This window comes from Gammaproteobacteria bacterium (assembly GCA_033344735.1).
In the GTDB taxonomy this organism is placed as follows: domain Bacteria; phylum Pseudomonadota; class Gammaproteobacteria; order UBA4575; family UBA4575; genus UBA1858.
Genome location: JAWPMW010000001.1, coordinates 2,151,915 through 2,176,859, shown reverse-complemented (window position 1 = coordinate 2,176,859; position 24,945 = coordinate 2,151,915). Strand labels below are relative to the sequence as shown.

The 24,945-nt window shown below is 40.3% G+C and carries 29 protein-coding genes and 1 pseudogene; 21 read left to right on the top strand and 9 right to left on the bottom strand.

Annotated features, from left to right (window positions below; genetic code table 11):
- Nucleotides 1–23: 23 nt before the first annotated feature.
- From R8G33_11190 to R8G33_11170, 5 genes are read right to left on the bottom strand one after another with little or no spacing between them, the layout of a single operon-like run.
- Nucleotides 24–329, bottom strand: a complete 306-nt coding sequence (locus R8G33_11190) for an STAS domain-containing protein (protein ID MDW3096228.1) — start codon at nucleotides 327–329, stop codon at nucleotides 24–26.
- Between the two features lie 18 nt (nucleotides 330–347).
- Complete coding sequence (locus R8G33_11185; GenBank protein ID MDW3096227.1) at nucleotides 348–947, bottom strand: ABC transporter substrate-binding protein; 600 nt, start codon at nucleotides 945–947, stop codon at nucleotides 348–350.
- 16 nt (nucleotides 948–963) lie between these two features.
- Complete coding sequence (mlaD, locus tag R8G33_11180) at nucleotides 964–1,422, bottom strand: outer membrane lipid asymmetry maintenance protein MlaD (protein ID MDW3096226.1); 459 nt, start codon at nucleotides 1,420–1,422, stop codon at nucleotides 964–966.
- Between the two features lie 18 nt (nucleotides 1,423–1,440).
- Complete coding sequence (gene mlaE, locus R8G33_11175; protein ID MDW3096225.1) at nucleotides 1,441–2,223, bottom strand: lipid asymmetry maintenance ABC transporter permease subunit MlaE; 783 nt, start codon at nucleotides 2,221–2,223, stop codon at nucleotides 1,441–1,443.
- 2 nt (nucleotides 2,224–2,225) lie between these two features.
- A complete protein-coding gene (locus tag R8G33_11170; protein ID MDW3096224.1) occupies nucleotides 2,226–3,050 on the bottom strand; it encodes an ABC transporter ATP-binding protein in 825 nt (274 codons plus the stop codon).
- 140 nt (nucleotides 3,051–3,190) lie between these two features.
- Here R8G33_11170 and R8G33_11165 point away from each other — a divergent pair, with 140 nt between their 5' ends.
- From R8G33_11165 to R8G33_11090, 16 genes are all read left to right on the top strand, one after another.
- Nucleotides 3,191–4,135, top strand: coding sequence for a calcium/sodium antiporter (locus R8G33_11165; protein ID MDW3096223.1), 945 nt, complete (start codon nucleotides 3,191–3,193; stop codon nucleotides 4,133–4,135).
- 3 nt (nucleotides 4,136–4,138) lie between these two features.
- Complete coding sequence (locus tag R8G33_11160; GenBank protein ID MDW3096222.1) at nucleotides 4,139–5,119, top strand: KpsF/GutQ family sugar-phosphate isomerase; 981 nt, start codon at nucleotides 4,139–4,141, stop codon at nucleotides 5,117–5,119.
- A gap of 18 nt (nucleotides 5,120–5,137) precedes the next feature.
- Nucleotides 5,138–5,671, top strand: coding sequence for an HAD hydrolase family protein (locus tag R8G33_11155; protein ID MDW3096221.1), 534 nt, complete (start codon nucleotides 5,138–5,140; stop codon nucleotides 5,669–5,671).
- Between the two features lie 100 nt (nucleotides 5,672–5,771).
- On the top strand, nucleotides 5,772–6,266 hold the full coding sequence (gene lptC / locus R8G33_11150; GenBank protein ID MDW3096220.1) for an LPS export ABC transporter periplasmic protein LptC: 495 nt from the start codon (nucleotides 5,772–5,774) through the stop codon (nucleotides 6,264–6,266).
- Nucleotides 6,256–6,759, top strand: coding sequence for a lipopolysaccharide transport periplasmic protein LptA (gene lptA, locus R8G33_11145; protein MDW3096219.1), 504 nt, complete (start codon nucleotides 6,256–6,258; stop codon nucleotides 6,757–6,759). The genes lptC and lptA overlap by 11 nt, the downstream gene beginning before the upstream one ends.
- Nucleotides 6,746–7,480, top strand: a complete 735-nt coding sequence (gene lptB, locus R8G33_11140; GenBank protein ID MDW3096218.1) for an LPS export ABC transporter ATP-binding protein — start codon at nucleotides 6,746–6,748, stop codon at nucleotides 7,478–7,480. The genes lptA and lptB overlap by 14 nt, the downstream gene beginning before the upstream one ends.
- A gap of 133 nt (nucleotides 7,481–7,613) precedes the next feature.
- Complete coding sequence (locus tag R8G33_11135; GenBank protein ID MDW3096217.1) at nucleotides 7,614–9,071, top strand: RNA polymerase factor sigma-54; 1,458 nt, start codon at nucleotides 7,614–7,616, stop codon at nucleotides 9,069–9,071.
- A gap of 237 nt (nucleotides 9,072–9,308) precedes the next feature.
- Nucleotides 9,309–9,629, top strand: coding sequence for a ribosome-associated translation inhibitor RaiA (gene raiA / locus R8G33_11130; protein MDW3096216.1), 321 nt, complete (start codon nucleotides 9,309–9,311; stop codon nucleotides 9,627–9,629).
- 24 nt (nucleotides 9,630–9,653) lie between these two features.
- Nucleotides 9,654–10,130, top strand: a complete 477-nt coding sequence (locus R8G33_11125) for a PTS sugar transporter subunit IIA (GenBank protein ID MDW3096215.1) — start codon at nucleotides 9,654–9,656, stop codon at nucleotides 10,128–10,130.
- 63 nt (nucleotides 10,131–10,193) lie between these two features.
- A complete protein-coding gene (gene hprK / locus R8G33_11120; protein ID MDW3096214.1) occupies nucleotides 10,194–11,138 on the top strand; it encodes an HPr(Ser) kinase/phosphatase in 945 nt (314 codons plus the stop codon).
- Nucleotides 11,135–11,995 (top strand): RNase adapter RapZ, encoded by an 861-nt coding sequence (gene rapZ / locus R8G33_11115; GenBank protein ID MDW3096213.1) that lies wholly within the window; start codon nucleotides 11,135–11,137, stop codon nucleotides 11,993–11,995. The genes hprK and rapZ overlap by 4 nt, the downstream gene beginning before the upstream one ends.
- 6 nt (nucleotides 11,996–12,001) lie before the next feature.
- The gene (locus tag R8G33_11110) at nucleotides 12,002–12,412 is read left to right on the top strand and encodes a PTS fructose transporter subunit IIA (GenBank protein MDW3096212.1); all 411 of its coding nucleotides are present in this window, start codon (nucleotides 12,002–12,004) and stop codon (nucleotides 12,410–12,412) included.
- A complete protein-coding gene (locus tag R8G33_11105) occupies nucleotides 12,405–12,674 on the top strand; it encodes an HPr family phosphocarrier protein (protein ID MDW3096211.1) in 270 nt (89 codons plus the stop codon). The genes R8G33_11110 and R8G33_11105 overlap by 8 nt, the downstream gene beginning before the upstream one ends.
- A gap of 16 nt (nucleotides 12,675–12,690) precedes the next feature.
- Nucleotides 12,691–14,424, top strand: a complete 1,734-nt coding sequence (ptsP, locus tag R8G33_11100; GenBank protein ID MDW3096210.1) for a phosphoenolpyruvate--protein phosphotransferase — start codon at nucleotides 12,691–12,693, stop codon at nucleotides 14,422–14,424.
- Nucleotides 14,425–14,568: 144 nt separating this feature from the next.
- A complete protein-coding gene (gene mgtE, locus R8G33_11095) occupies nucleotides 14,569–15,915 on the top strand; it encodes a magnesium transporter (protein ID MDW3096209.1) in 1,347 nt (448 codons plus the stop codon).
- Nucleotides 15,916–15,953: 38 nt separating this feature from the next.
- Nucleotides 15,954–16,190 (top strand): DUF5062 family protein, encoded by a 237-nt coding sequence (locus R8G33_11090; GenBank protein MDW3096208.1) that lies wholly within the window; start codon nucleotides 15,954–15,956, stop codon nucleotides 16,188–16,190.
- Here R8G33_11090 and R8G33_11085 read toward each other — a convergent pair whose 3' ends face one another.
- The 4 genes from R8G33_11085 to apbC form a co-directional block, all read right to left on the bottom strand.
- On the bottom strand, nucleotides 16,191–16,862 hold the full coding sequence (locus tag R8G33_11085) for a haloacid dehalogenase type II (protein ID MDW3096207.1): 672 nt from the start codon (nucleotides 16,860–16,862) through the stop codon (nucleotides 16,191–16,193).
- Between the two features lie 197 nt (nucleotides 16,863–17,059).
- Nucleotides 17,060–17,626 carry a dCTP deaminase gene (gene dcd, locus R8G33_11080; protein MDW3096206.1) on the bottom strand — a complete coding sequence of 189 codons (567 nt, stop codon included), beginning with the start codon at nucleotides 17,624–17,626 and terminating at the stop codon, nucleotides 17,060–17,062.
- A 9-nt stretch (nucleotides 17,627–17,635) separates the two neighbouring features.
- Nucleotides 17,636–18,103 (bottom strand): LEA type 2 family protein, encoded by a 468-nt coding sequence (locus R8G33_11075; GenBank protein ID MDW3096205.1) that lies wholly within the window; start codon nucleotides 18,101–18,103, stop codon nucleotides 17,636–17,638.
- Nucleotides 18,104–18,123: 20 nt separating this feature from the next.
- Entirely contained in the window at nucleotides 18,124–19,215 is a 1,092-nt protein-coding gene (gene apbC, locus R8G33_11070; protein ID MDW3096204.1) for an iron-sulfur cluster carrier protein ApbC, read from the bottom strand.
- A 172-nt stretch (nucleotides 19,216–19,387) separates the two neighbouring features.
- Here apbC and metG point away from each other — a divergent pair, with 172 nt between their 5' ends.
- The 5 genes and pseudogenes from metG (at nucleotide 19,388) to R8G33_11045 (ending at nucleotide 24,938) form a co-directional block, all read left to right on the top strand.
- Nucleotides 19,388–21,412 carry a methionine--tRNA ligase gene (gene metG / locus R8G33_11065; GenBank protein ID MDW3096203.1) on the top strand — a complete coding sequence of 675 codons (2,025 nt, stop codon included), beginning with the start codon at nucleotides 19,388–19,390 and terminating at the stop codon, nucleotides 21,410–21,412.
- Between the two features lie 37 nt (nucleotides 21,413–21,449).
- Nucleotides 21,450–22,058: pseudogene (locus R8G33_11060) on the top strand (RnfABCDGE type electron transport complex subunit B).
- 15 nt (nucleotides 22,059–22,073) lie between these two features.
- Nucleotides 22,074–22,706: an endonuclease III gene (gene nth / locus R8G33_11055; GenBank protein ID MDW3096202.1), complete on the top strand. Its 633-nt coding sequence runs from the start codon at nucleotides 22,074–22,076 to the stop codon at nucleotides 22,704–22,706.
- 217 nt (nucleotides 22,707–22,923) lie between these two features.
- The gene (locus R8G33_11050; protein MDW3096201.1) at nucleotides 22,924–23,262 is read left to right on the top strand and encodes a hypothetical protein; all 339 of its coding nucleotides are present in this window, start codon (nucleotides 22,924–22,926) and stop codon (nucleotides 23,260–23,262) included.
- A 170-nt stretch (nucleotides 23,263–23,432) separates the two neighbouring features.
- Nucleotides 23,433–24,938: an FMN-binding glutamate synthase family protein gene (locus R8G33_11045; GenBank protein ID MDW3096200.1), complete on the top strand. Its 1,506-nt coding sequence runs from the start codon at nucleotides 23,433–23,435 to the stop codon at nucleotides 24,936–24,938.
- The last annotated feature ends 7 nt before the right edge of the window (nucleotides 24,939–24,945 follow it).

Here is a 24,945-nt window from a genome sequence, read left to right as displayed (position 1 = left end):
GAAAGAGAAATAGAAGAATTATCTTACCTGAAGGAAGAATAAAACAGCTTTTCTAATTGATTATTTTCAATAAGCACTGAGAGTTGCTCGGTCACACCTTTTAGTGAAAACTTTTTATCTCTGAAGTTTGCCCAACGCGCCCAAGCAACTAATAAAGCTAAACCCCCACTATCTACTTGCGCAACATTACTAACATCTATACTAATTGATGAGGCTTCCGTTGGTGGGAATAACTTCTTAGACTGCGTCCATAACTCAGGCACTGTCACAGTGGTCAGATTGCTACTGACTCTAAAATTTCCTTCACCTAAGCTTTGCAGTTCATTCATAGAAAAAAGCTTATTAAACTAACCTGCATTAGTTGACTCTAAACGCTTAATCAATGCATCTAGTGATGTCTCACTAATTTCTTGTGAAAAACTAGTACGGAAGTTTTTAATTAAACTCAATCCATCAACCACGAGATCAAACACTTTCCAGGAATCATCTTTTCTGCGAAACACGTAATCAACTTGTAATGGTGTTCCACTGCCAATATCTAAATGGGATTTGACACGATGCCGCTTACCTTTTTGTTCACCTTTAGGAGGAAATACAGTAACTTTTGCATGACCAAAGTCAGCGACCGATTTAGCATATGTTCGAATCAGCATTGACTTGAATTGCTCTATAAATTGCGATCTTTGTTCATCGCTGGCGGTTTTCCAGTGTTTCCCTAAAATTAGCTTACCCATAGACTGCAAATCTATAACCGGCAATATCAATTCATTGATTACACTATTTACATAACCTTCTTCATTTTTAATTCTTTCAGATTGCTCATTAATTATTTGCAATAACTCAGTCGATGTTTGCTCAACAATTTGCTCAGGTGTAAGTTCTTCTGCACCAACCCATGCATTCGAACCAAAAATGGCTAGTATTAAAATTGTAATTAATTTATTCATTAGTTTTCCTTAAGACTTAGCTAGATCCAGCATTAGATATAAATTTACTTATTATTTCCTCTAAAACCACAGCTGACTGGGTAAATTCAATTTCATCCCCATCACTAAGAGTGTCATCTTCTGCTCCAGGTTCCAAGGCTATATACTGTTCCCCTAATAAACCTGCGGTATAAATACTAGCCGCAGTATCAGAGGTAAAATAATCATGATTTTGGTCAACGCGCAATGTCACCTTAGCTTGAAGTCTCTCTGGGTCAAACACAATACCGCTTACCTGACCCACACGAACACCTGAGACAGTAATCGCGGAACGTACTTTTAAGCCACCAATATTCTCGAAATATGCAGTTAGATAGTAGCCTTCCTTAGAAGAACCAGTACCAAAGTTACTTACATTCATTGCCAACATAAATAATGCAGCTCCACCGATCACTACAAATATTCCTACTGCAATTTCCATAAACCTTGTTGTCATAAGCTGTCTCTCAAAATTTTATATGTCACTAAACATCAATGCCGTTAGAATAAAATCAAGCGCCAATACTGCAAGTGCAGAACGTACTACCGTTTTTGTAGTCGCTCGGCTAACTCCCTCAGCCGTGGGTATAGCATCATAACCTTCATATAAAGCAATCCAGTTACAGGCAATCCCAAACACAATACTCTTAATAACGCCGTTAACAATGTCACCTGAAAAATCTACATTGGCTTGCATTTGTGACCAATAAGAACCTGAATCCACTCCTAATAAGCCAACGCCAACAAAATACCCTCCCATAACACCGACAGCACTGAATATCGCCGCTAATAATGGCATGGAAATAATACCCGCCAAAAACCTTGGTGCAATGATTCTACGAATCGGGTCTACAGCCATCATTTCCATTGAGGCTAATTGTTCGGTAGTTTTCATTAAGCCGATTTCCGCAGTTAATGCAGATCCAGCTCGCCCAGCATATAAAAGACCGGTAACCACAGGTCCAAGCTCACGCACTAAAGATAATGCGACAAAAATGCCTAACGACTCTTCAGCGTTAAATTTTGCGAAATTCACATAACCCTGAAGACCAAGCACCATACCGACAAATAGGCCAGACACAGCAATGATGACTAATGACAGCACTCCAACCGAGTATATTTCACGCAATGTCAGACGGAACCTTATTATTGCGACTCCTAGCCCCTCTATTACCCCTATAAAGAATAAGGTTGCGCGACCCATTGACTCAAATACATGTAGCCCTTTTTTGCCTAAATTTTGCAACCAATCCAGCACGCTTACCTACCCACCAATAAATCTTGGATATATTCTGGCGCTGGATAGTGAAATGGCGCTGGCCCATCGGGGTAACCATTTAAAAATTGTTGCACCCATTCAGAGCTACTTTTTCTTAAGCTTGCTGGCGTGCCTGATTCAATAATTTCACCATCGGAAATGACGTATATATAGTCAGCAATTGACAAGGTTTCTTCAACATCATGAGAAACAATGATACTGGTCAAGCCTAATACATTATTTAATTGCTTAATTAACGTAACAATGGTGCCTTTTGTAATAGGGTCCAATCCAGTAAATGGCTCGTCATACATAATCATCATAGGATCAAGCACGATAGCGCGTGCAAGAGCGACTCGGCGTGCCATCCCTCCGGACAACTGACTAGGCATAAGCTTGCGTGCACCTCGCAGTCCTACTGCTTCTAATTTCATCAGGACTAGATCACGGATTATTTGCTCAGGCAACTTGGTATGTTCACGCAGTGGAAAGGCTACATTTTCAAATACATTGATGTCTGTAAGCAGTGCGCCACTTTGAAATAACATCCCCATGCGCTTACGCAGTTCAAATAAAGACGCCCGGCTAATCGCGTTCACATCTTGGCCCTGTATAAAAACTTTCCCTTCTTGAGGCTTAAGTTGACCACCTATTAACTTAAGTAAAGTCGTTTTACCGGTACCGCTAGGCCCCATAAACCCTGTCACTTGCCCGCGACGGATGTCTAGACTCAACCCTTTAAATATTTGATTTGGACCACGCGAGAAATACATGTCGCGTATTTCGACTAGCGGCTCAGAGCCTATATATTCGGAATTATCAGTCATGTGTATTTTTTCAAATCGCAATCATACGTGGTCTATTAGCAATAGTGAATATGGGTAATTATCAATCAACAAATGAGTCAATTTAAAAATGAGCCAAAATTAAAACATGTATAATCGCTGCTTTCTAAACTAATACACATATGACAACTATTATCATTGGCCTGTTAATTGGGTTTGCATTACTTATCTGGAGCGCAGATCGCTTCGTTATAGGCGCAGTAGGCTTAGCAAAATATCTTAATGTTTCCCCTTTGGTCATTGGTGTTGTCATTATAGGCTTTGGCACTTCTGCACCCGAGCTACTTATATCTGGCGTATCCGCATGGCAAGGAAATAGTGGTTTAGCCATTGGTAACGCAGTTGGTTCAAATATTGCCAATATTGCACTAATTCTAGGTGTTACCGCTTTTCTGACGCCTGTATTAGTAGCACGCAAAACTCTGCGGCGAGAGTTCCCACTGCTTTTTGCTGCGATGGGTCTGGCTTGGTTCCTACTATCAGACTTACTCCTTTCTCTCACTGACGCGGCCATTTTACTTACTGCGCTAGTGATTGTAATCGGTTACCTTGCAACGACATCAACCAACTTAGAACAAAAAGACGATACCCACGATTGCTCTGTAGCCATGTGTTTATTCTGGACCGTAGCAGGCTTAGTATTATTACTCATTAGCTCAAATATCTTAGTTTCATCAAGCGTGAAACTCGCACAATTATTCGGCATTTCGGATTTAGTCATCGGCTTGACTATTGTAGCTATAGGCACAAGCCTGCCTGAACTAGCCGCCTCAGTGACGGGTGCTCTAAAACATCATACTGATCTTGCTATTGGTAATGTGCTTGGATCAAATATATTTAATACTTTAGGTGTTATTAGTGTGCCTGGATTTATTAATGCTTACTCCATCCCAGGCGAAGTACTAGCGCGCGATTTCCCTATTATGCTAGGACTGACTATATTCCTACTTGGGTTAGCGTATTTCACCTATAGAGGTAAAGGCATGCATCATTTTAGTGGTATTTTATTGCTACTTTGTTTTATCGGCTTTCAAATAACTTTATATATTCAGAGCGTACAGCATTAAATCATGGTGGAACTAGATACCAAACAAGCAATTGAACTAGCGCGGGCAGTCATCAAAGAAGAAGCTAATGCCGTGCTTGAAATATCCGAGCGTATTGACAATCAGTTTATTAGCGCATGCAACCATTTACTCAATCCAGCAGGCCGCATCGTTGTTCTTGGGATAGGCAAGTCAGGACACATTGGTCGTAAAATTGCAGCGACTCTTGCAAGTACAGGCAGTCCTGCATTTTTTGTTAGTGCTGCAGAGGCTAGTCATGGCGACTTAGGAATGATTGATAAACACGATGTTGCCATCTTGTTATCTAACTCAGGTCAGTCTGAAGAATTATTATCACTATTACCGCCCTTGAAAAGACTTGGCATACCTTTGATTACCTTAACCGGCAACAAACAATCTCAGTTGGCTAAAAATGCCAATGTTAATCTTGATGTATCTGTAAAACATGAAGCTTGCCCTTTAGGGCTTGCACCCACTACGAGCACTATCGCCATGTTGGCTATGGGAGATGCTTTAGCGATTGCACTATTAGACGCGCGCGGCTTCAACGAACAAGATTTTGCTCGCTCTCACCCAGCTGGCAGATTGGGAAAACGGCTATTAATTAAAGTGGCGGACATTATGCATCACGGCGAGGAAATTCCTATTGTTCACGCAGACATGAGCTTAAAACAAGGTTTACTAGAAATGACTAGTAAAGGCCTAGGAATGACAGCTATCACAGATCAAAACAATCTCCTAATTGGCATTTTTACCGATGGAGATTTAAGACGCGTACTTGATACAAACATGGACGTAAATTCTACGCTAATGAAAGATGTAATGACGGCTAATTGCCACACGGCAAGCGATGACCAACTAGCTGCAGAAATATTGGATACAATGCAAAAGCTACGTATTAATTCCATACCCGTAGTTAATAGTAACAACGAACTTATAGGCGCCCTAAATATGCACGATCTACTTAGCGCTGGAGTTATTTAATCAACTAAAATTATCAACGTGGAAATACAAGCTTTAAATAAAGCCGCTGCAAGCATACAAATGGTTGTATTTGATGTTGACGGTGTGTTCACAGACGGCCGCATCTGGATTAATCATTTAGGTGAAGAAACAAAATCATTTCATGTTCGTGATGGCCATGGTGTACGTATGCTAATTCACTACGGTGTTCATGTTGCAGTTCTTTCAGGTAGAGAATCAAAAGCGGTTGATGTCCGTATGAAAGAACTTGGAATCACTGATGTATTGCAAGGACAAATAGACAAACGCACTGCATTCACTGAGTTGACTAATAAGAATGATTTACCCGTCGAACAAGTCGCATTTGTAGGCGATGACATTATCGATGTACCTGCGATGCAACTGGCTGGGCTGTCTTTTGCGGTAGCAGACGCCCACCAATGGGTAAAATCTCATGCTGATCATATTACTGAAAAAACTGGAGGTCACGGAGCAGTAAGAGAAGTATGTGAACTGATTCTTGATTCAAAGGGTCTACTAACTGAAGCACTCAACTACAATGTAACGCAATAAGCGATAGATAATTCAAACAAATAAACCAGTCATAATGATTAAACTTTTATTAATAATACTATCACTTGCCTCCATCATAATAGTAGCGGCTAGTTATTTAATGACGGTTGAAACAAACTATAGCAGCCAATTACAAAATAGTCCTGAGCAACAACATTACACTCATAAATTTAAAGGCTTTGCACTGACAAACACTAATGACTCAGGCAATGCACAGTCAATAATTCAAGCACCAAGCACGCAATTGCTAGTAGGCGAACAAAAAACACTAATGGATTCACCCACAATAACCATGTACCGTGACCAACAAGCACCTATTGTAATAACAGCAGTTTCTGCCGAAATTCTGCACCAGCAGAATATGACTATATTAATCGATGATGTAAAAGTTTCTATGCCGGACCAACGCAATAACAACATAGTCCTGACAACAGAACAACTATCTTTGGACAATGTCACACAAAGCGCCAAAACTACTCTTCCCGCGACAATTATTCACGGCAAAGGTAATATGCATGGCACTGGGTTTGAATTTAATCCGCACACTCAAACAATGAAATTTTTAAAAGATGTACGTGGCATATATGAACGCTAAAATATTTTTATTCATCGCTCTATTAGTCTCTTTATGCGCGCTTCAAAACGCAATTGCACGCTCTGATGATAGTGAAAAGCCAATTCATATAACTGCTGATTCAGCAGAGCTAAATGAAAAATCAGGAGTAAGTATTTACCGCGGCGATGTCAAGATGGTGCAAGGTACTACTATTTTACGCGGGGACATAATTACTGTGTATACATCAAATAATGAGGTAGACAAAATGATTTCTGTTGGTGATTTAGCTACCTATCAAGAAACTACAGATGATGGCGATATAGTTTATGCGGAATCTGAAGAGATGATTCACAATGGCGGAGAGAAAAAAATAGAATTGTTCCGGCGCGGTAAAATAACTCAAGCAGGAAATGTAATTCGAAGTGACTACATTCTCTATTTGACAGAAGAAGGTTTAATAGACACTGGAACCAAAAAAGACCGCATTGAAATAACTATCCAACCCAAATCTAAAGACAATGCAGACAAATAACCGTCTATGGGCCGAGCAACTCGCTAAAACTTATAAAAAACGTCAGGTTGTTCAAGGCGTCAACATACAAGTAAATAGTGGCGAGATCGTGGGCTTGCTGGGGCCTAATGGCGCTGGCAAAACAACTACTTTCTATATGATTGTAGGCTTAGTTCAGTCTGATGCAGGTAGCATTGGATTAAACAACCAAGACTTAACAAAATTGCCGATGCATGCTCGTGCACAACAAGGTGTCGGATACTTACCACAAGAAGCTTCTGTTTTTCGTGGTCTAACTGTTGAAGAGAATATTCTTGCTGTTTTGCAATTAAGAAAAGATGCACAAAAACAAATGCAGCGAGAAATTTGTGATCGTTTATTACAAGACTTGCAAATAGAACATATTAGAAACAGTAAAGGATTTAGTTTATCTGGCGGTGAACGTAGACGTGTTGAAATCGCACGTGCTTTGGCAATTCAACCTCAATTCATTTTATTAGACGAACCTTTCGCAGGCGTAGATCCTATTTCAGTTATGGATATTCAACGCTTATTAAAACAGCTGACGGAGCGTGGTATTGGCTTACTAATCACTGATCACAATGTGCGCGAAACGCTTGGTATATGTTCACGTGCATACATTCTTAATCAAGGTCAAATCATTGCAGAAGGCACTCCTGACCATTTATTAAATGATCAACAAGTTCGCGAAGTCTATTTAGGTTCCGAGTTTCAACTTTAGATATATACAAAACGTATGCAAGTCACACTTGGTCGGTTTAACTTTAGCTCTAATCACCTAGCCACGCTTCTCAAAACAATCTTTTTGTGTAACTATCCAATCATAAATTAAGCAATAATTAAGCCAATTATTAATGCTCAAACCAAGCCTCCAACTTCGTGTCGGCCAATCACTGTCGATGACGCCTCAATTGCAGCAAGCGATTAAGCTTCTGCAACTTTCTTCTTTGGAGCTACAGCAAGAAATTCAACAGATTTTCGAAACCAACCCTATGTTGGAAAGAGAGGAAGAATCTGCGCCGAGTAATCAAGAAACAACTGAAAAAAATGAGGATGAATCATCAAATGATTCTGCTGAGCAAGATATTACTGCTACAAAAGAACAGATCTCAGATGATTTACCAATTGATAGTAACTGGGAGGATATTTACCAAGCTTCTAATGTATATAGCGAAACACCTCATGAACCTTCGCGTGATGTATATGAAAATGAAAGCGGGTCTAGTAACTCACTTCAACAGCACCTGCTTCAACAAATCTCTTTAATTAATCTTACTGACGTTGATCGCATCATCGGCATTACTCTGATTGATGAAATTGATAATGACGGTTACTTGACAGACAGCATTGAAAATATCCATCAAGGTTTAATTGAAACATTCCCAGAATTGGAGCTAGATGAAGTTGAGGCAGTTTTACATTTAATTCAATTTTTAGATCCTATTGGGACTGGTGCAAAAGATCTATCTGAGTGCTTAGGTATTCAACTGCGCACTTTACGAGCAGATACACCACACCTAGAATCAGCTATCGGTGTTGTAAAAAATTATATTGATGCCTTAGGCAGCCGTAATACAAAGTTAATACAACGGCGAATGGATTTGTCTGAAGCAGAACTACAAGCAACAATAGAATTAATTCAGTCACTTAACCCTCGCCCTGGCGCACAAATTTCTAGCAGTAGCCCAGAATATGTAGTGCCTGATGTTTCTGTTGTAAAACGTGGCAGCTCATGGAGGGTAGAGTTAAATACTGATATCGCACCGAAACTTCGTATTAATAATACTTATGCCAATCTTATTAAGCGCGCAGATAGCAGTACTGACAATAATTACATGCGCACACAGCTTCAAGAAGCACGCTGGTTTATAAAAAGTTTGCACAGCCGTAATGAAACATTGCTGCGCGTCGCTATATCTATCATTGAACATCAGCGCAAGTTTCTTGACTATGGTCCTGAGGCAATGAAACCATTAGTATTGCGCGATATAGCAGAAGAACTAGAACTCCATGAATCAACCGTCTCGCGTGTAACGACAAACAAATACATGCACACACCACGAGGTATTTATGAGTTTAAATATTTCTTCTCTAGTCATGTGGGCACTGCCGATGGAGGGGTATGTTCTGCTACCGCCATCCGCGCCATGATTAAAAAGCTTATTGAAGAAGAGAATAATGCTAAACCTTTAAGTGATAGCAAGATTGCCAAAATGCTTGACGAAAAAGGCATCAATGTCGCACGTCGCACGGTAGCCAAATATCGTGAGGCTTTATCCATCCCTCCTTCGAATGAGCGCAAGCAACTGTAATTTATTAAATTTTCTGCCTTTTTAGCCGATAGTACCGTTCATATACTCAGTCAAAATAATCGACATTGCCCACACATTAGACCGCCTTGTTACGCTATGATTGAGCTACAACATGGAAAACAGCACATTCAATATGTGTTCATAACTGCCCAAAAAATGCAACTGGAATTGCTTGCAGAAGGGGGTTATAAAGAAGCTGAGAAACAAATAATTAAATAACAATTCACGGAGGGATAAATGCAAATAGAATTAACTGGTCACCATCTTGATATTACTCCCGCAATACGAAATTTTGTTAATGAAAAATTCAAACGTCTAGAAAGACACTTCGATCACGTAATCAATACACACGTAGTATTATCCGTAGAAAAAGTTCGCCACCAAGCTGAAGCTTCTATGCTAGTCAGCCGGAATAAAATTTTTGCGAATGCAACAGCAGATGACATGTATGTTGCTATTGACGACCTAATCGACAAACTTGATCGACAAATTGTTAAGCACAAAGAAAAAATCAAAGACCATCATAACGAAGAAGGCGCACATAGAAATCTCGTTTAACGTGATTTATGCTTAACTACTACCATGGAAAACGCATCACTAGCTCGCTACCTTGACGCAAGTCGAATTTTACTACTAAAAGATGTTAGTAGTAAAAAACGCGTGTTCGAGTTGCTTGGCGAATTGCTAGCCGAAGGTCTAGATGAAGTACAAGCAACTCAAGTGAGCACTGGCTTGCAAGCACGTGAACGCTTAGGAACAACTGCATTAGGCGAAGGTGTAGCAATCCCACACTGCCGCATTGACAATATTGAGGAAATTCGTAGCGCTGTCATCAAATTTGAAGATCCAGTTGACTTTGACGCGCCAGATGAACAGAAAGTATCATTATTTTACGCGCTGTTAGTTCCAGATGAGGCCACTGATGAACATTTAAAAACACTAGCCTCTCTCGCAGAGTTCTTATCTGAGCAAAAGAATCGTAATCAGCTTCGAAACTGTACTTCTGCTAAAGAATTACTGGATATTTTTGCTAAAACTTCGGACAAGCATGCCGCATAATACTGGCACTTAGCAGCCACTACGCCTAGACTTCCAACAGCACCCATACAATGTTTGCGTAGCATGCCAGAAAACACCACACCAGAGTCAATTCTAGACTCACTAAGCAAAGAGTTAGAACTCTCTATCTGGTATGGAGAACAATATATCAATCACCCTTTCTCGCATCATAGTTTTAGTGATGACTCCGCTACACTGGTTGGCTACTTTAATTTAATCCATTCCAATCAGGCGCAGGTATTGGGTAAAGTAGAGTCAAACTATCTTCAATCATTGGGAAATCAAGAAAAGCATAAAGCATATCAGCGATTATTTGGCTCTGACACTATTGCTATATTTTTTACTGACGGCTTAATGCCGCCAATAGAACTAAAAACATTTGTTGACCAATATAAAATCCCAGTATTTTGCTCGTCTTTATCTTCTACAGAAATTATCACGCACTTACGCTATTTCTTATCGCGGGCATTAGCTGACAAAGTAATTTTACATGGCGTGTTTATGGAAGTAATCAGCCTAGGGGTGATGCTAACTGGCGAAAGCGGCTTAGGTAAAAGCGAACTAGCATTAGAATTGGTCACACGTGGTCACAGGTTAATTGCTGATGACGCACCTGAGTTTATGCGTATTGCTCCAGATATTGTAGTTGGTTCATGCCCACTATTACTAAGAGATTTTTTAGAAGTACGCGGTTTAGGTGTACTCAACATTCGTGAAATGTATGGTGACAGCTCAATTAAATTCAGCAAATACCTTCGCTTAATCATTCATCTCACCGCCATGCAATCAATACCAAAATCTGAAGATCGGCTTGCTACGCCTCAATTAACCAAAAATGTGTTGGGCCTAGAAATTCCTGTGATTCGTCTACCCGTTGCAGCAGGACGAAACCTTGCGGTAATGACAGAAGCCGCAGTGCGTAATCATTTATTAATGATCAAAGGCTATAGTGCAGCAGATGATTTCATCGACCGCCAACAAAAATCTATCCAGCAAGATTCATTATGAGGATATTAATTATTACCGGTCTTTCCGGCTCAGGCAAATCTGTTGCACTAAATACACTAGAAGACGATGACTTTTATTGCGTGGATAATTTGCCTGTAGAGTTATTACCTACATTTATCGAGCAATGTTTAAAAGAAGAAAAACCCTATCATGAAAAAATTGCTGTCGGCATAGACTCTAGAGCAGGAAATGAAAGTATCGACAACCTTATTGATATCGTGCAAAATTTTAAAAACGATAATATTCCACTGGAAGTTTTGTTTTTCAGTGCTGAAATTAATACACTGATTAAAAGATTTAGCGAGACACGACGCAAACACCCACTTACTACAAACGATATCCCGCTAATAAAAGCGATACACCTAGAAAAAGAACTGCTCAGCAAAATTGCCGACTATGCAGACCTTAACGTCGACACAACTAAAACTAATGTCAGGCAGCTACGCACTTTAATCAACCAAGTAGTTATCGAAAAATCATCTACCGAGTTAACAATTATTCTTCAATCGTTCGGTTTTAAACATGGGATACCTAACGATACTGACTTTATGTTTGACGTGCGTTGTTTGCCCAACCCTTATTGGCAGCCCAATCTGCGAAACTTATCAGGCAAAGATACTGCAGTGATGAATTACTTAGGTTCATATCCCGAAGTTGATAGCATGATAAAATCAATTATAGAATTTATGGAAAAATGGATTCCATTATTTGAAGAAGAAAACAGAAGTTATCTCACAATATCCATTGGTTGTACTGGGGGCCATCACCGCTCCGTATACTGCATCAACCAAGTTGCGCACGAATTGGGAAATAAGATGCAACAACCCATTACCGTTAGACATAGGGAATTTGAATAGAAAGTCATGCCAGTAGGAATACTCATTATCACTCACGGAGAGATGGGCGAGGAGTTACTTGCCACAGCAAGATCCACCCTGGGAGGCTCACTACCTTTGAATTGCAGGGCACTATCTGTGTCCCCCAATTGTGACCCAGACTCTCAACATAAGAAGGCTGAAGCCATGTTAGCTTCCGTTAATGATGGAAGTGGCGTGCTGATACTGACTGATATGTTTGGCTCAACCCCAAGCAACATCGCCAATGGACTTAAAAATCTTCAAGACGTAGAAGTAATCGCAGGGATTAATTTACCCATGTTTATCCGCATACTAAATTATTCTAGCTTATCATTGTCGGAGATGACGGAAAAAGCATTATCCGGCGGGCATGACGGGATCATTTTATGCGAACAAAAAGCAACGAATCATGATTGAAGATCAAGCAACTATTTGTAACAAACTAGGATTACATGCGCGTGCAGCCGCAAAATTTGTCGCGACCGCTAGTGGATTCGAATCTGAAATTGAAATTGAAAAAGATGGTAAACGTGTTAATGGTAAAAGCATAATGGGCGTCATGATGCTAGCGGCCAGCAAAGGAACTAACATTACACTCTTCATAGAAGGTCACGATGCTGAAGATGCTATGATAAAAATCAAACAACTAATCGATTCCCGCTTCGGCGAAGATGAATAACATATAACAGATACATATGGCATTAATTATTAGTGGATTAGGCGTATCAAGAGGCATTGCAATTGGCAATGTGCACTTGTTGCTACGCAGCTCACTTGAAGTATATGAGCGCACCCTTCACCCTGATGAAGTTAATGCAGAAATAAAACGATTTAAATCTGCAGTTGACCGCGCTGGAAAACAATTACGTAAGATTCAAGATTCTATCCCCTCAGAAGCACCGCAAGAAGTCGCCTCTTTCATTGAGTCACATTTACTAATGTTAAATGATTCAATGTTATCTAAAGCACCTATCGACATCATTAAAGAAGTTTACTGTAATGCTGAGTGGGCACTGAAAATACAACGCGACAAATTAGTTGCTGTGTTTGAACAAATGGAAGATGAATATTTACAAACACGACAAAATGACATTGATCATGTTATCAATCTCATCCAAAAAATGTTGTTTGACCATCAGTATGAAGTTGAAAAAGAAATTCAAACGTTACGTGGTTCTATTATTGTTGCTGACGATTTAACACCAGCAGACACCGTAGTACTGCAACATCAAAACATCGCTGGCTTCATTACCGAGCTAGGCGGACCATTGTCTCACACGGCTATCATCGCTCGCAGTCTTGGCATTCCTGCCATAGTAGGCATGCAAGATGCACGCTTGTTATTAAAAGAAAATGAGCAAATCATCATTGATGGTACAGAAGGCATGGTACTTGCCGGTGTCGACGACAAGACCATCAAGGAATACAAGAGAAAACAAAAAGAAGAAAGAGATGAACGCAGAAAGTTAGAATCATTACGTGATGTTAAAGCCAAGACAAAAGATGGTGTGGCAATTAACCTGCAAGCCAATATTGAACTCACTGACGATGTTAAAGCTCTTAAACATAGTGGCGCGCAAGGTGTAGGCTTATACAGAACTGAATTTTTATATATTGATCGTGACGAACCTGCTTCGGAAACTGAGCAGCTTAATGCTTATAAAAAAGTTATACGTGCACTCAAAGGCCAACCAGTAACCATTCGCACACTAGATCTTGGCGCAGAAAAAGAATTCGACCCCAAATACAAAGGTCCACTGGTGCAAAATCCCGCCTTAGGACTGCGCGGATTAAGACGCTCTCTTAAAGACACTGAACTATTTAAGTTACAGTTACGCGCTATCTTACGGGCATCAATTATTGGGCCAGTGCGCATTATGTTTCCAATGATAACCAGTCATGAAGAATTAATGATGGCATTGTCCGTGCTTGATCAAGCTAAGCGTGAGCTTAAAGAAGAAGACAAAGAGTTTGACAACGAAATTCCTGTCGGCATTATGATAGAAGTACCTGCCGCCGCGTTAGTGGCTGCACGTTTTGCCAAGCAACTTGACTTCTTATCCATAGGCACCAATGATTTAATTCAATATACGCTAGCGATTGATCGTATCGACGAATCTGTCAATTATTTATATGACCCTTTGCATCCTGCTGTATTGAAGCTTATCCAGCTTACATTACAAGCAGGTAAGCGAGCCAAGATCCCTGTATCTATGTGTGGTGAAATGGCCGGGGACCCTAGATATACGCGTTTACTTCTGGGTCTAGGTCTAAGAGATTTTAGCGCACACCCTGCGACTATATTGGATGTAAAGTCAGTGATAAATTCAAGCCACGTTAAAAAACTAGAGCCTCAGTGTAAACGAATTCTCAGCGCCGCCACTCGCCCAGACAAGATTCACGAGCTCATTGATCAATTAAATCATTAGTCCACCTTTCTAATATGACAGCAGTCACATACCGACTGTGCAATATTTAAACGCCAATAATTTATAAATCGTTTTTTGCATTCGCTTTACTAACGGGTACACTTGTTCGAATCTATGCACTAGAAGTGCAATTAAGGATTCGAAATGCCAGAAACACAAGCACGTGACAATCTTCAAGTCATCACAGAAGCGCTAAATTCAGGCGAAATGCAACGTGCTGGACGTATATTAAATGCATTCCACCCCGCAGAAATTGCTCACCTGTTGGAATCGTTACCTCAATCGCAACGCATGTTCATTTGGAATATGTTGGATCATGATGATGATGGTGAAATCTTACTTCACGTAGTAGATGAAGTTCGTAGCGGCCTTATCGAGGTCATGAATAAAGAGCAGCTAATCTCAGCAACAGAAGGGCTCGATCTCGATGACTTAGCCGATTTATTAGCGGATCTTCCAAGTGCAGTCACTGATACCGCACTTAACAACTTAGATATCAGCGATCGCCAGCGACTTGAATCAGTACTGTCATTTGATGAAGATAGTGCGGGCGGTCTCATGAATACTGATACCGTTACTGTACGTAAAGAAATTAGTCTAGATGTGGTATTAAGATATTTACGCTCGCGCAAAAATCTTCCTGCGCATACTGATAGTTTATTTGTCGTTGATCGTTATGAAAAATACATAGGCACTCTCACCCTTGCCGACGTGCTCACCCATGACACATCTACTATTGTTCAGGATCTATTACAAGAAAACATTGAGCCCATATCAGTTAACGACAGTGCTACAGATGTGGCTCATACATTCGAACACCTGGATTTAATTTCAGCACCAGTAATTGACGATAATCAAAAACTACTCGGTCGCATTACTATTGATGATGTGGTCGACGTTATTCGTGAAGAAGGCGAACACTCAATCATGAGTATGGCCGGTTTAACTGAAGAAGAAGACTTATTTGCTCCAGTGACCAAATCAACACGTCGCCGTGCATTATGGCTGGGAGTCAATATGCTTACAGCATTTTTAGCTGCCTGGGTAATTAGTTTATTTCAACATACTCTTGAACAAATTATTGTTCTTGCAGTCCTCATCCCCGTTGTTGCCAGCATGGGAGGTATTGCCGGCAGCCAAACACTCACACTAGTAATTCGAGGACTGGCGCTAAAACAAATTGGTAAAGCCAACTCAAAAATTTTATTAATAAGAGAACTTGGTATAGGAGTTCTTAACGGCTTATTATGGTCTTTGATTGTCGCCATAATAGCCATTCTATGGTTCCAAGATTTTCAGCTTGGCTGGATTATCGCACTCGCGATGATGGCAAATTTAGTGTGCGCTGGTTTAGCCGGTGTATTGATACCAATAGCATTGAGAAAATATGGTATCGACCCTGCACTTGCTGGCGGCGTCATGCTTACAACAATTACTGATGTTGTTGGCATTTTTGCTTTTCTTGGTCTGGCGACATGGCTACTTTTATAACTTGCTAAAAATTAATTGCTACATACCAAGGCAACATAATGAAGAAACTAAAAAATGAAAAAGAATTAGTTAAAAAAGCAATTGCTGCTGGAGTTAAGTATGGTGAAGATAGAGGTGTAGTAGAGTTTGAAGCGACTGACTCCGCCAGTGAAAAAATAGAATATATTTATCGTTTGCTAGTACACGACAAGGTAATACAAGCAATTCCTCAAGATCAAATTTCACAGCAATCTATGCGCCATCGATTAGCAATCTGGGCATCGAAACTGGATTAGCTAGGTGCTGATGACTGTATCTAATTCACTCAAAGATTTGATTTCGCTATCTGCAACATAAGGAAGTCTTTCAGGTGTACGCTCATTTCTATTAACCCAAACCGTATGGAATCCATAAGAAACAGCACCAACTATATCCCAAGAGTTTGACGATACAAAAGCAATTTTACTAGCCGGCAATCCAAGCTGCTGCTCAACATATTCATAAACTACTGGTGCAGGTTTAAATGCATGCACCTGTTCTGTTGAAAATATACGTCCCAACAAGTGCCCTATATTGGCATTCTTTAATTCACTGGTTAGAGATTTTGGTGCACCATTTGATAATACAGCGGTAACAATTTTTTTATTATTCAGACTTGCTAATGCATCGCTGGCATCTGAAAAACTTTCGAGCTTAGAATGGGACTGTAAAATATTTTCCTTAACGCCCTCATCTTTAACACCATATACATCGCACGCAAAATCTAAGGCATATTTACGTATCTTGTCGTAACTAGTGTGGCGATTCATCAAACTTAGCTGGGACGAATACTGCAAACGCTTCGACCTCCATAGCTTGAAAATAACTAAAGCGTTTTCTCCTAGTTGATCTTTATATTGTTCAAATGGAAGATAAGTATCTAATAGCGTTCCATAAGCATTAAAAACACAAGCTTTAATTTTTTTCATAGCTTAGTCCTTTATTATGAGCTTACAAACACCCTAATCTCATGCAGAATTAATTGCAATCAAATAAAAAAGACTTATATTTAATACATGCAGAATTATATTGCGGCTTAAAATATAAGCGCAACTGTGTTGATAATCTTATCTAGATGATTTAGATTTGACTGTTGTAACTTACGTGCAGGCATACAACAAATTCTCTAGGCCTTAGGAAGAGTAACCCCTGTCTGCCCTTGATATTTCCCACCACGATCTTTGTAAGACGTTTCACATTCTTCATCAGATTCAAAAAACAGCATTTGAGCAACTCCTTCGTTAGCGTAAATTTTTGCAGGTAATGGAGTAGTGTTAGAAAACTCTAAAGTGACGTGACCTTCCCATTCAGGCTCCAGAGGGGTGACATTCACAATTATGCCGCATCGTGCATAGGTAGACTTACCCAAGCAAACTGTCAAAACTGATCTAGGAATACGAAAGTATTCGACAGTGCTAGCAAGTGCAAATGAATTAGGAGGAATAATACAAACATCTCCTTCAAAATCGACGAAACTTTCTGGGTTAAATGCTTTGGGATCTACGACGGCAGAGTTTATATTTGTGAAAATCTTAAAGTGATTTGAGCAACGCACATCGTACCCATAGCTAGAAGTGCCATAGGAAATAATTTTTTCATCGTTGACTTGTTTTACTTGACCATCAACAAAAGGTTCTATCATTTTTTGCTGGTCAACCATTCGCCGAATCCAGCGATCAGATTTAATCGACATAAAGTTTAATTATTTAAATGGCGATACAAATGGCAATTTAAAATCGCCTTGTTTAGAAAATGGAATAGGGTAATTAAATATAGAAGTCTTGATATTACCTTTAACATTGTAATCAGCATTTCCTGTCCTCAACACTTCTGGTAATGCTTCGATAATACCAAGGTAAGATAATCTAACAGGCAACGCAATTGTCTCGCGGCCAAAGGCAGGCACAGAAATAGAGTTGTCATCTTGTCCGGTGACTAATTTATTCCCAGACACAAATAATTCGTAACTCAGCCCACGTGCACTCAAACTAGTATCGTTGGGATTATCAATATCTAATGTAACAATGGCATCAATTCCACCCAGAGTAGCATCAGTTATTTCTAAACCACGGACTTGAACTTTTGGTTCAATGAGTGGCTTTGATAAAGGTCCCGAGCACCCTACAAGAAGCAGTATGATGCACAATAGGCTAGAGACAGCACGAAACATTAAGTGACCCCTTATAGTTATTATGTATTCTGAATAACAATCTTAGGGAATTTAGCACTATAGTCTTTACTTTTCACCGCTAATTTAGCTGCTGTTTTGCGTGCAATCTCTTTGTAAATCTCGCTCACACGACTATCAGGTGTCGCAATTACGGTTGGCTCACCTCCATCGACTTGCTGACGAATACTCATATCCAACGGCAGTTTACCGAGCAAGTCTACATCGCTTTCATCAGCCATCTTCTCACCACCTCCAGCACCAAAAATAGCTTCTTCATGACCGCATTGGCTACAGATGTGCAAACTCATATTCTCGACCACGCCTAGAACAGGCACTTCAACCTTCTCAAACATCTTCAAACCTTTGCGCGCATCTAACAAGGCAATGTCTTGAGGTGTTGTCACAATCACAGCACCACTTACAGGAATTTTTTGCGCCAGAGTTAACTGCACATCACCAGTACCTGGTGGTAAATCAACCACTAAGTAATCCACATCTCTCCAACGCGTGTCATTTAGTAACTGCTCAAGCGCTTGCGTTACCATTGGTCCTCTCCAAATCATGGGAGTTTCCTCATCGATTAAGAAGCCAATCGACATTGCTTGAATACCATGGCCCATCATTGGCTCAAGACTTTTACCATCACTCGATTCTGGCTGGCCAGACACTCCCAGCATGCGGGGCTGACTGGGGCCATAAATATCTGCATCAAGAATACCTACATTTGCGCCTTCTGCCGCAAGTGCTAATGCTAAATTTACTGCGGTGGTAGATTTGCCTACACCACCTTTACCTGATGCCACGGCAATAACATTCTTAATGTTTTCCATCGGCTTAAGGCTTTTCTGTACTGCGTGAGCCTGAATATTCCAACCAATAACAATATCAACATCCTTAACACCCTCTAACTTACTCACCTCGGTGCCAATTTTTTCAGAGATTTCCTCAATCATGCTCTTAGCCGGATAGCCAAGCTCAATCGTTATGGTGACTTTATCGCCATCCACATTGATGTCTTTTACCCATTTAGCAGCAACAAAATTCTTGCCTACATTAGGGTCTTCTATGGTCTTTAGGGTGTCTTCTACTTGCTGTGGGCTAACGCTTGCCATTGGGTGAATCCTCTTGGTAACTAATTTTCTAAAAATGGCGTGCAGTTAAACACTCCAGCAGGCCTATTCCTAGCTCCTGATTGAGATATTAGTGCTAGTTGTAATGTATCTAGCCGCACTTTTACTAAGCTGGTAAGGTACGCCCTCATCAAGCAAATTGTTCTGTAAACTCGTGAATAATCGAAGAATTTTAGTTACTAGCGCCTTACCCTATGCGAATGGCTCTATCCACTTAGGGCATCTCGTCGAATACATACAAACGGATGTATGGGCGCGCTTTCAGAAAATGTGTGGCCACCAGTGCATCTACGTATGTGCTGACGATGCTCATGGAACTCCAATCATGATTCGTGCCCAACAGGAAGAGATAACACCCGAGGAGCTGATTGCCAAAACCAAACAAGAGCATGAGCAGGATTTTGCCGATTTCCTCGTCGATTTTGATAATTTCCACAGTACACATTCAGAAGAAAATAAATACTTTGCAACTAGCATATTTAAAGCTCTGCAAAGTAACGGTTATATCAGCACTAAAACAGTCACCGATTTATTCGATCCTATAGAAAAAGTATTTTTACCTGATCGCTTTGTACGGGGTACCTGCCCAAAATGTAAAACGGAAGATCAGTATGGCGATAACTGCGAGGCATGTGGTGCAACTTATACTCCATCAGATTTGATCAACCCGCGCTCTGCACTTAGTGGAGCGGAACCGATAGAAAAAGAAAATCTGCATTATTTTTTTAAACTCAGCACCTTAGAATCTGCGTTAAAAAAGTGGACACAATCAGGCAGTCTACAACCAGAAATTGCCAATAAAATTTCCGAATGGTTTGAAGATGGACTACAAGATTGGGACATCTCCCGCGACGCACCATATTTTGGTTTTGAAATCCCTGATGCACCTGGTAAATATTTTTATGTGTGGTTAGATGCTCCGATAGGTTACATGGCTAGCTTCAAGAATTATTGCGATCGGACTGGTGAAGATTTCAATTCTTTTTGGAAACCCGACAGTGATACCGAGCTATATCATTTTATAGGGAAAGATATTGCTTACTTCCATACTTTATTTTGGCCGGCAACATTAATGGGTTCAGGATGGCGTACACCTACTAGCGTTTACTGTCATGGCTTCTTAACCGTCAACGGACAAAAAATGTCTAAGTCACGCGGTACATTTATTAAAGCGCGTACTTACTTAAATCATTTGCAGCCTGAGTACTTACGTTATTACTTTGCTGCAAAATTAAACGATGGTGTTTCTGATATTGATTTAAATCTTGAAGACTTTCAACAACGCGTCAACAGTGATGTAGTCGGTAAGTTAGTCAACATTGCCAGTCGCTGTGCGGGCTTTATATATAAAAAGTTTGATGCGAAGCTGACAGACAATATTATCGTTAAAGATGGAGAGGGAACTTACCACGCAGCTGTAAACCGTAGCGATGCCATCAAAGAGTGTTATGAAAATCGAAAATACTCAGAGGCCATACGAATTATCATGGCCATTGCAGATACAGCAAATCAGGTGATCGATAAAAACAAACCCTGGGAGCGCATTAAAGATGAGGCAAATAGAGAAGAAGTCCACCAAGTATGTAGCTTTGGTATTAACATGTTTCATTTACTAATTGGATACTTAAAGCCTGTCATGCCGCAGCTTGCAGAAAAGTCTGAAGCATTTCTTAATACCGAAATCACCTGGAGTGACTTAGCTGATGGAGATCCTTTTCCTGCAGGTCACACAATTAACAAATTTAAACCTTTAATCACTCGCATCGAAAAAGACGTGGTGGACGCCATGATAGAAGAATCCAAACAAGACGCCGCACCTAAAGCGAGCGATCCTATTAGCGATGAAATCTCATTTGATGATTTTACAAAATTGGATTTACGTATTGCACGTATAGCAAAAGCACAGCATGTCGAGGGAGCAGATAAGCTATTGCAACTCACTTTAGACCTTGGGGAACCAACTGGTGGTATACAAAAGAATGTATTCGCCGGCATTAAAAGTGCATATAAGCCTGAAGACTTGGAGGGCAAACTCGTCGTCATGGTAGCCAACCTTAAAGCTCGCAAAATGCGTTTTGGTTTATCTGAAGGCATGGTACTTGCTGCCAGCGGTAGTGACAGCGGATTATTTGTAATTCATCCTGACGATGGCGCCACACCAGGCATGCGAGTCAAATAGTATTTAATGTATGGAATCAAACGCGATCTCATATAGCAAAACTCTTGCTGTTATTGATGAAGACCGCTGCATTGGTTGCACACTATGTATTAAAGCCTGTCCATTTGATGCCATCTTAGGCGCATCAAAACAACTCCATAGTGTTATTAATCAATTTTGTACTGGTTGCAAATTATGCATTAAGCCATGCCCTGTTGATTGCATTTCAATGCAGTCTAATTTCGTACTAGATAATGTAGAACCTTTGGCTCCTCTTTTCACTGAACACAAACCTTGTATTCATTGCGACGACTGCGTTCCTGTCTGCCCAAGCAAATTAGATCCAGACTCTTTATATGCAAACATCCGTAACAAGAAATTCCATCAAGCAGAAAAAGATTCATTAACTGCATGCACACAATGCGGCGAATGCGATAAGGTATGTCCAAGCAATATTCCACTTTCTCAGACATTCGCTTATGGCATAAATATGCTGAAATACAAAACTGCGAAGAAAATGTTTACTCGTGAAAGTAAGCAGCGCATAAAAATTCGTGATCAACGATTAGCAAACAAGAAATTCCAGCAACTTGCTTTTTTATCTAACAAGAAACATGAACTCGCTGATAAACTACAAGCACTAAAGAATTCCACTTTAGAAAAATAATTATTCATATTTAATGTGAACAAGACCAAACGCACACAAATATTTACTCGCTTACGCGAGTTGAACCCACATCCCACGACAGAACTTAACTTTAGTAATGAGTTTGAATTACTCATTGCAGTAATTCTTTCTGCACAGGCGACAGACATCAGTGTTAATAAAGCTATTGGCCCACTATACAAAGTCGCCAATACTCCAGATGCAATTTATAAATTAGGCGAGAAAAAATTAAAAACTTATGTGAAAACGATTGGGCTATATAACACTAAAGCCAAGAATATTATTAAAACATGTAAGATTTTAATTGATGAACATTCAAGCCAGGTACCTGAAGACCGTCGAGCACTTGAAGCCTTGCCCGGTGTTGGCCGCAAAACAGCCAATGTGGTACTAAATACTGCTTTTGGCCATCCCACGATCGCGGTAGATACACACATATACAGAGTGTCTAATAGAACCGGTATTGCTCCAGGAAATAACGTTTTGGAAGTTGAGAAACGCCTAGTAAGACTAGTGCCTGAAGAATTTAAGCGTGATGCTCACCACTGGCTGATACTACATGGACGTTATACATGCATTGCGCGTAATCCCAAATGTGGAGATTGTACAATTCACGATCTATGTGAATTCCGTAAAAAGTCTTCCTGATCTATATAGACACATACTCACAAGATTCAGCTCGGAACTCAGCTGTTTTTATCAACTCTAAAATGTGTAAGCAATTAACCTTATTTTTAATAAGGTTAATAATTCAATCAAGTCCCTTGTAATATAAAGCCCTAAGACAAGGTCTCTAATGCAAGGAAGTTATAATCCAAAAGTATTTTGCAGTACCCTTTTTACAAACCAATCATGGAGAAAGTAAATGTCTAAGAAATTTGAACTTAAGCCAATCGCAGCTGCAGTAGGAGTTGCTTTAACAGCTGGTGTTATCGCGATGCCTACAGCAAATGCTGACGCTAATCCATTTGATCTAACTGAGCTTTCTTCAGGCTACATGGTGGCAGATGGCCACGAAGGTAAATGTGGTGAAGGTAAGTGCGGCGAAGGTAAATGTGGTGAAGGTAAATGTGGTGAAGAAAAAGCCGAAGAAGGTAAGTGCGGCGAAGGTAAGTGCGGCGAAGGTAAATGTGGTGAAGAAAAAGCCGAAGAAGGTAAGTGCGGCGAAGGTAAATGTGGCGAAGGTAAATGTGGCGAGAGCTAAGCAATACTAAGTCACATAGGTATCAACATTGATACCAGCTCTAGATTCATACATTTATCGAATCTATAACACCTAAACGGCGGACCCCTTAACAGGGCCCGCCGTTTTTTTAACCTAAGATTAACCTATACTAAGACATCAGACATATATGTTGGAGAATCCAAATGGAGATGCATGAGTTATCGGGCTTCGCATTAGCCACTCTTGAAATCTTAGCGTTCCTATTTATATTCATCATTGGAGCCGGCATCATTATTGTTGCTGTTCTATATGTCATTGATCGCTCCCAAACAAAACAAGCAATTCGACATAACTATCCTGTAATTGGCCGTTTTCGTTACTTCTTCGAACACATGGGCGAATTTTTCCGTCAATATTTTTTTGCAATGGATCGCGAGGAACTACCATTTAATAGAGCAGAAAGAACATGGGTATATCGAGCATCTAAAGACATAGACTCAACTATTGCTTTTGGTTCTACTCGCGACTTATATAAACCTGGGACAGTTATTTTTGGAAACTGCCCTTTTCCCAAGTTAAGTATTGATTCAGCTGAGCCTGGTGAAGTCACTATCGGCCAGCATTGCAAGCATCCCTATACCACACGCTCTATTTATAATATATCCGGAATGAGTTATGGCGCCATCTCTAAACCCGCAGTTTTAGCATTATCTAATGGTGCTCGTGAAGCGGGATGTTGGATGAATACCGGCGAAGGCGGTCTATCCCCTTACCACTTAGAAGGCGGAGCTGATATTGTTTTTCAAATAGGCACTGCAAAATATGGTGTGCGCGACCATCAAGGAAACCTCAATATAGAAAAGCTAGCAGCAGTTGCATCTCATAGCCAGGTTAAAATGTTTGAACTAAAATTAGCGCAAGGTGCTAAACCTGGTAAAGGTGGTATTTTGCCTGCCGCAAAAGTGAATGAAGAAATAGCCAATATCCGCGGCATACCCGTCGGCACTGACTCTATCAGCCCTAATAGACATATTGATATCAATTCTATTGATGAGTTACTCGATATGTTATCAACCATACGCGATACAACAGGTAAGCCAGTAGGCTTTAAAACAGTTATTGGTGCACGCGATTGGCTAGATGATTTATTCAAAACCATTAATGAACGTGGCATTGAAATCGCACCTGACTTTATCACAATAGACAGTGGAGACGGTGGCACTGGTGCTGCTCCAATGAGTTTAATGGATAATGTCGGCTTGCCAATCAAGCAGAGTCTGCCTTTACTGATCAACAAATTAAAGCAACATGGCCTACGTGATCGCATAAAAGTGATCGCTTCAGGAAAATTAGTGACTCCTGTAGAAGTCGCTTGGGCACTAGCAACTGGTGCAGACTTTATTACCTCGGCACGAGGTTTTATGTTTTCAATTGGCTGCATCCAAGCGTTGCAATGCAATAAAAACACCTGTCCCACTGGTATCACCACACATGACAAAGACCTACAGAGTGGACTCGATCCTAAAAATAAAACTGAACGTGTAAGGAATTACGTTAAAAACATGGTCTATGAAGTAGGAGTAATAGCTCATTCGTGTGGGGTAGTGGAACCACGTCAGTTACGTAGACAACACGCTTATATTGTTAGCCCACAAGGAAGATCCATTCCTTTAGACGAACTATATTCGAGTGAAAGAACATATGTACATACTTAAAAAAATA

Bases quoted from the DNA above. Each gene is read 5' to 3' on its own strand.
- R8G33_11190 (MDW3096228.1), bottom strand. From the start codon at position 329: ATGAATGAACTGCAAAGCTTAGGTGAAGGAAATTTTAGAGTCAGTAGC.
- R8G33_11185 (MDW3096227.1), bottom strand. From the start codon at position 947: ATGAATAAATTAATTACAATTTTAATACTAGCCATTTTTGGTTCGAAT.
- mlaD (MDW3096226.1), bottom strand. From the start codon at position 1,422: ATGACAACAAGGTTTATGGAAATTGCAGTAGGAATATTTGTAGTGATC.
- R8G33_11170 (MDW3096224.1), bottom strand. From the start codon at position 3,050: ATGACTGATAATTCCGAATATATAGGCTCTGAGCCGCTAGTCGAAATA.
- R8G33_11165 (MDW3096223.1), top strand. From the start codon at position 3,191: ATGACAACTATTATCATTGGCCTGTTAATTGGGTTTGCATTACTTATC.
- R8G33_11160 (MDW3096222.1), top strand. From the start codon at position 4,139: ATGGTGGAACTAGATACCAAACAAGCAATTGAACTAGCGCGGGCAGTC.
- lptC (MDW3096220.1), top strand. From the start codon at position 5,772: ATGACGGTTGAAACAAACTATAGCAGCCAATTACAAAATAGTCCTGAG.
- lptA (MDW3096219.1), top strand. From the start codon at position 6,256: ATGAACGCTAAAATATTTTTATTCATCGCTCTATTAGTCTCTTTATGC.
- lptB (MDW3096218.1), top strand. From the start codon at position 6,746: ATGCAGACAAATAACCGTCTATGGGCCGAGCAACTCGCTAAAACTTAT.
- R8G33_11135 (MDW3096217.1), top strand. From the start codon at position 7,614: ATGCTCAAACCAAGCCTCCAACTTCGTGTCGGCCAATCACTGTCGATG.
- raiA (MDW3096216.1), top strand. From the start codon at position 9,309: ATGCAAATAGAATTAACTGGTCACCATCTTGATATTACTCCCGCAATA.
- R8G33_11125 (MDW3096215.1), top strand. From the start codon at position 9,654: ATGGAAAACGCATCACTAGCTCGCTACCTTGACGCAAGTCGAATTTTA.
- hprK (MDW3096214.1), top strand. From the start codon at position 10,194: ATGCCAGAAAACACCACACCAGAGTCAATTCTAGACTCACTAAGCAAA.
- rapZ (MDW3096213.1), top strand. From the start codon at position 11,135: ATGAGGATATTAATTATTACCGGTCTTTCCGGCTCAGGCAAATCTGTT.
- R8G33_11110 (MDW3096212.1), top strand. From the start codon at position 12,002: ATGCCAGTAGGAATACTCATTATCACTCACGGAGAGATGGGCGAGGAG.
- R8G33_11105 (MDW3096211.1), top strand. From the start codon at position 12,405: ATGATTGAAGATCAAGCAACTATTTGTAACAAACTAGGATTACATGCG.
- ptsP (MDW3096210.1), top strand. From the start codon at position 12,691: ATGGCATTAATTATTAGTGGATTAGGCGTATCAAGAGGCATTGCAATT.
- mgtE (MDW3096209.1), top strand. From the start codon at position 14,569: ATGCCAGAAACACAAGCACGTGACAATCTTCAAGTCATCACAGAAGCG.
- R8G33_11090 (MDW3096208.1), top strand. From the start codon at position 15,954: ATGAAGAAACTAAAAAATGAAAAAGAATTAGTTAAAAAAGCAATTGCT.
- R8G33_11085 (MDW3096207.1), bottom strand. From the start codon at position 16,862: ATGAAAAAAATTAAAGCTTGTGTTTTTAATGCTTATGGAACGCTATTA.
- dcd (MDW3096206.1), bottom strand. From the start codon at position 17,626: ATGTCGATTAAATCTGATCGCTGGATTCGGCGAATGGTTGACCAGCAA.
- R8G33_11075 (MDW3096205.1), bottom strand. From the start codon at position 18,103: ATGTTTCGTGCTGTCTCTAGCCTATTGTGCATCATACTGCTTCTTGTA.
- apbC (MDW3096204.1), bottom strand. From the start codon at position 19,215: ATGGCAAGCGTTAGCCCACAGCAAGTAGAAGACACCCTAAAGACCATA.
- R8G33_11050 (MDW3096201.1), top strand. From the start codon at position 22,924: ATGTCTAAGAAATTTGAACTTAAGCCAATCGCAGCTGCAGTAGGAGTT.
- R8G33_11045 (MDW3096200.1), top strand. From the start codon at position 23,433: ATGCATGAGTTATCGGGCTTCGCATTAGCCACTCTTGAAATCTTAGCG.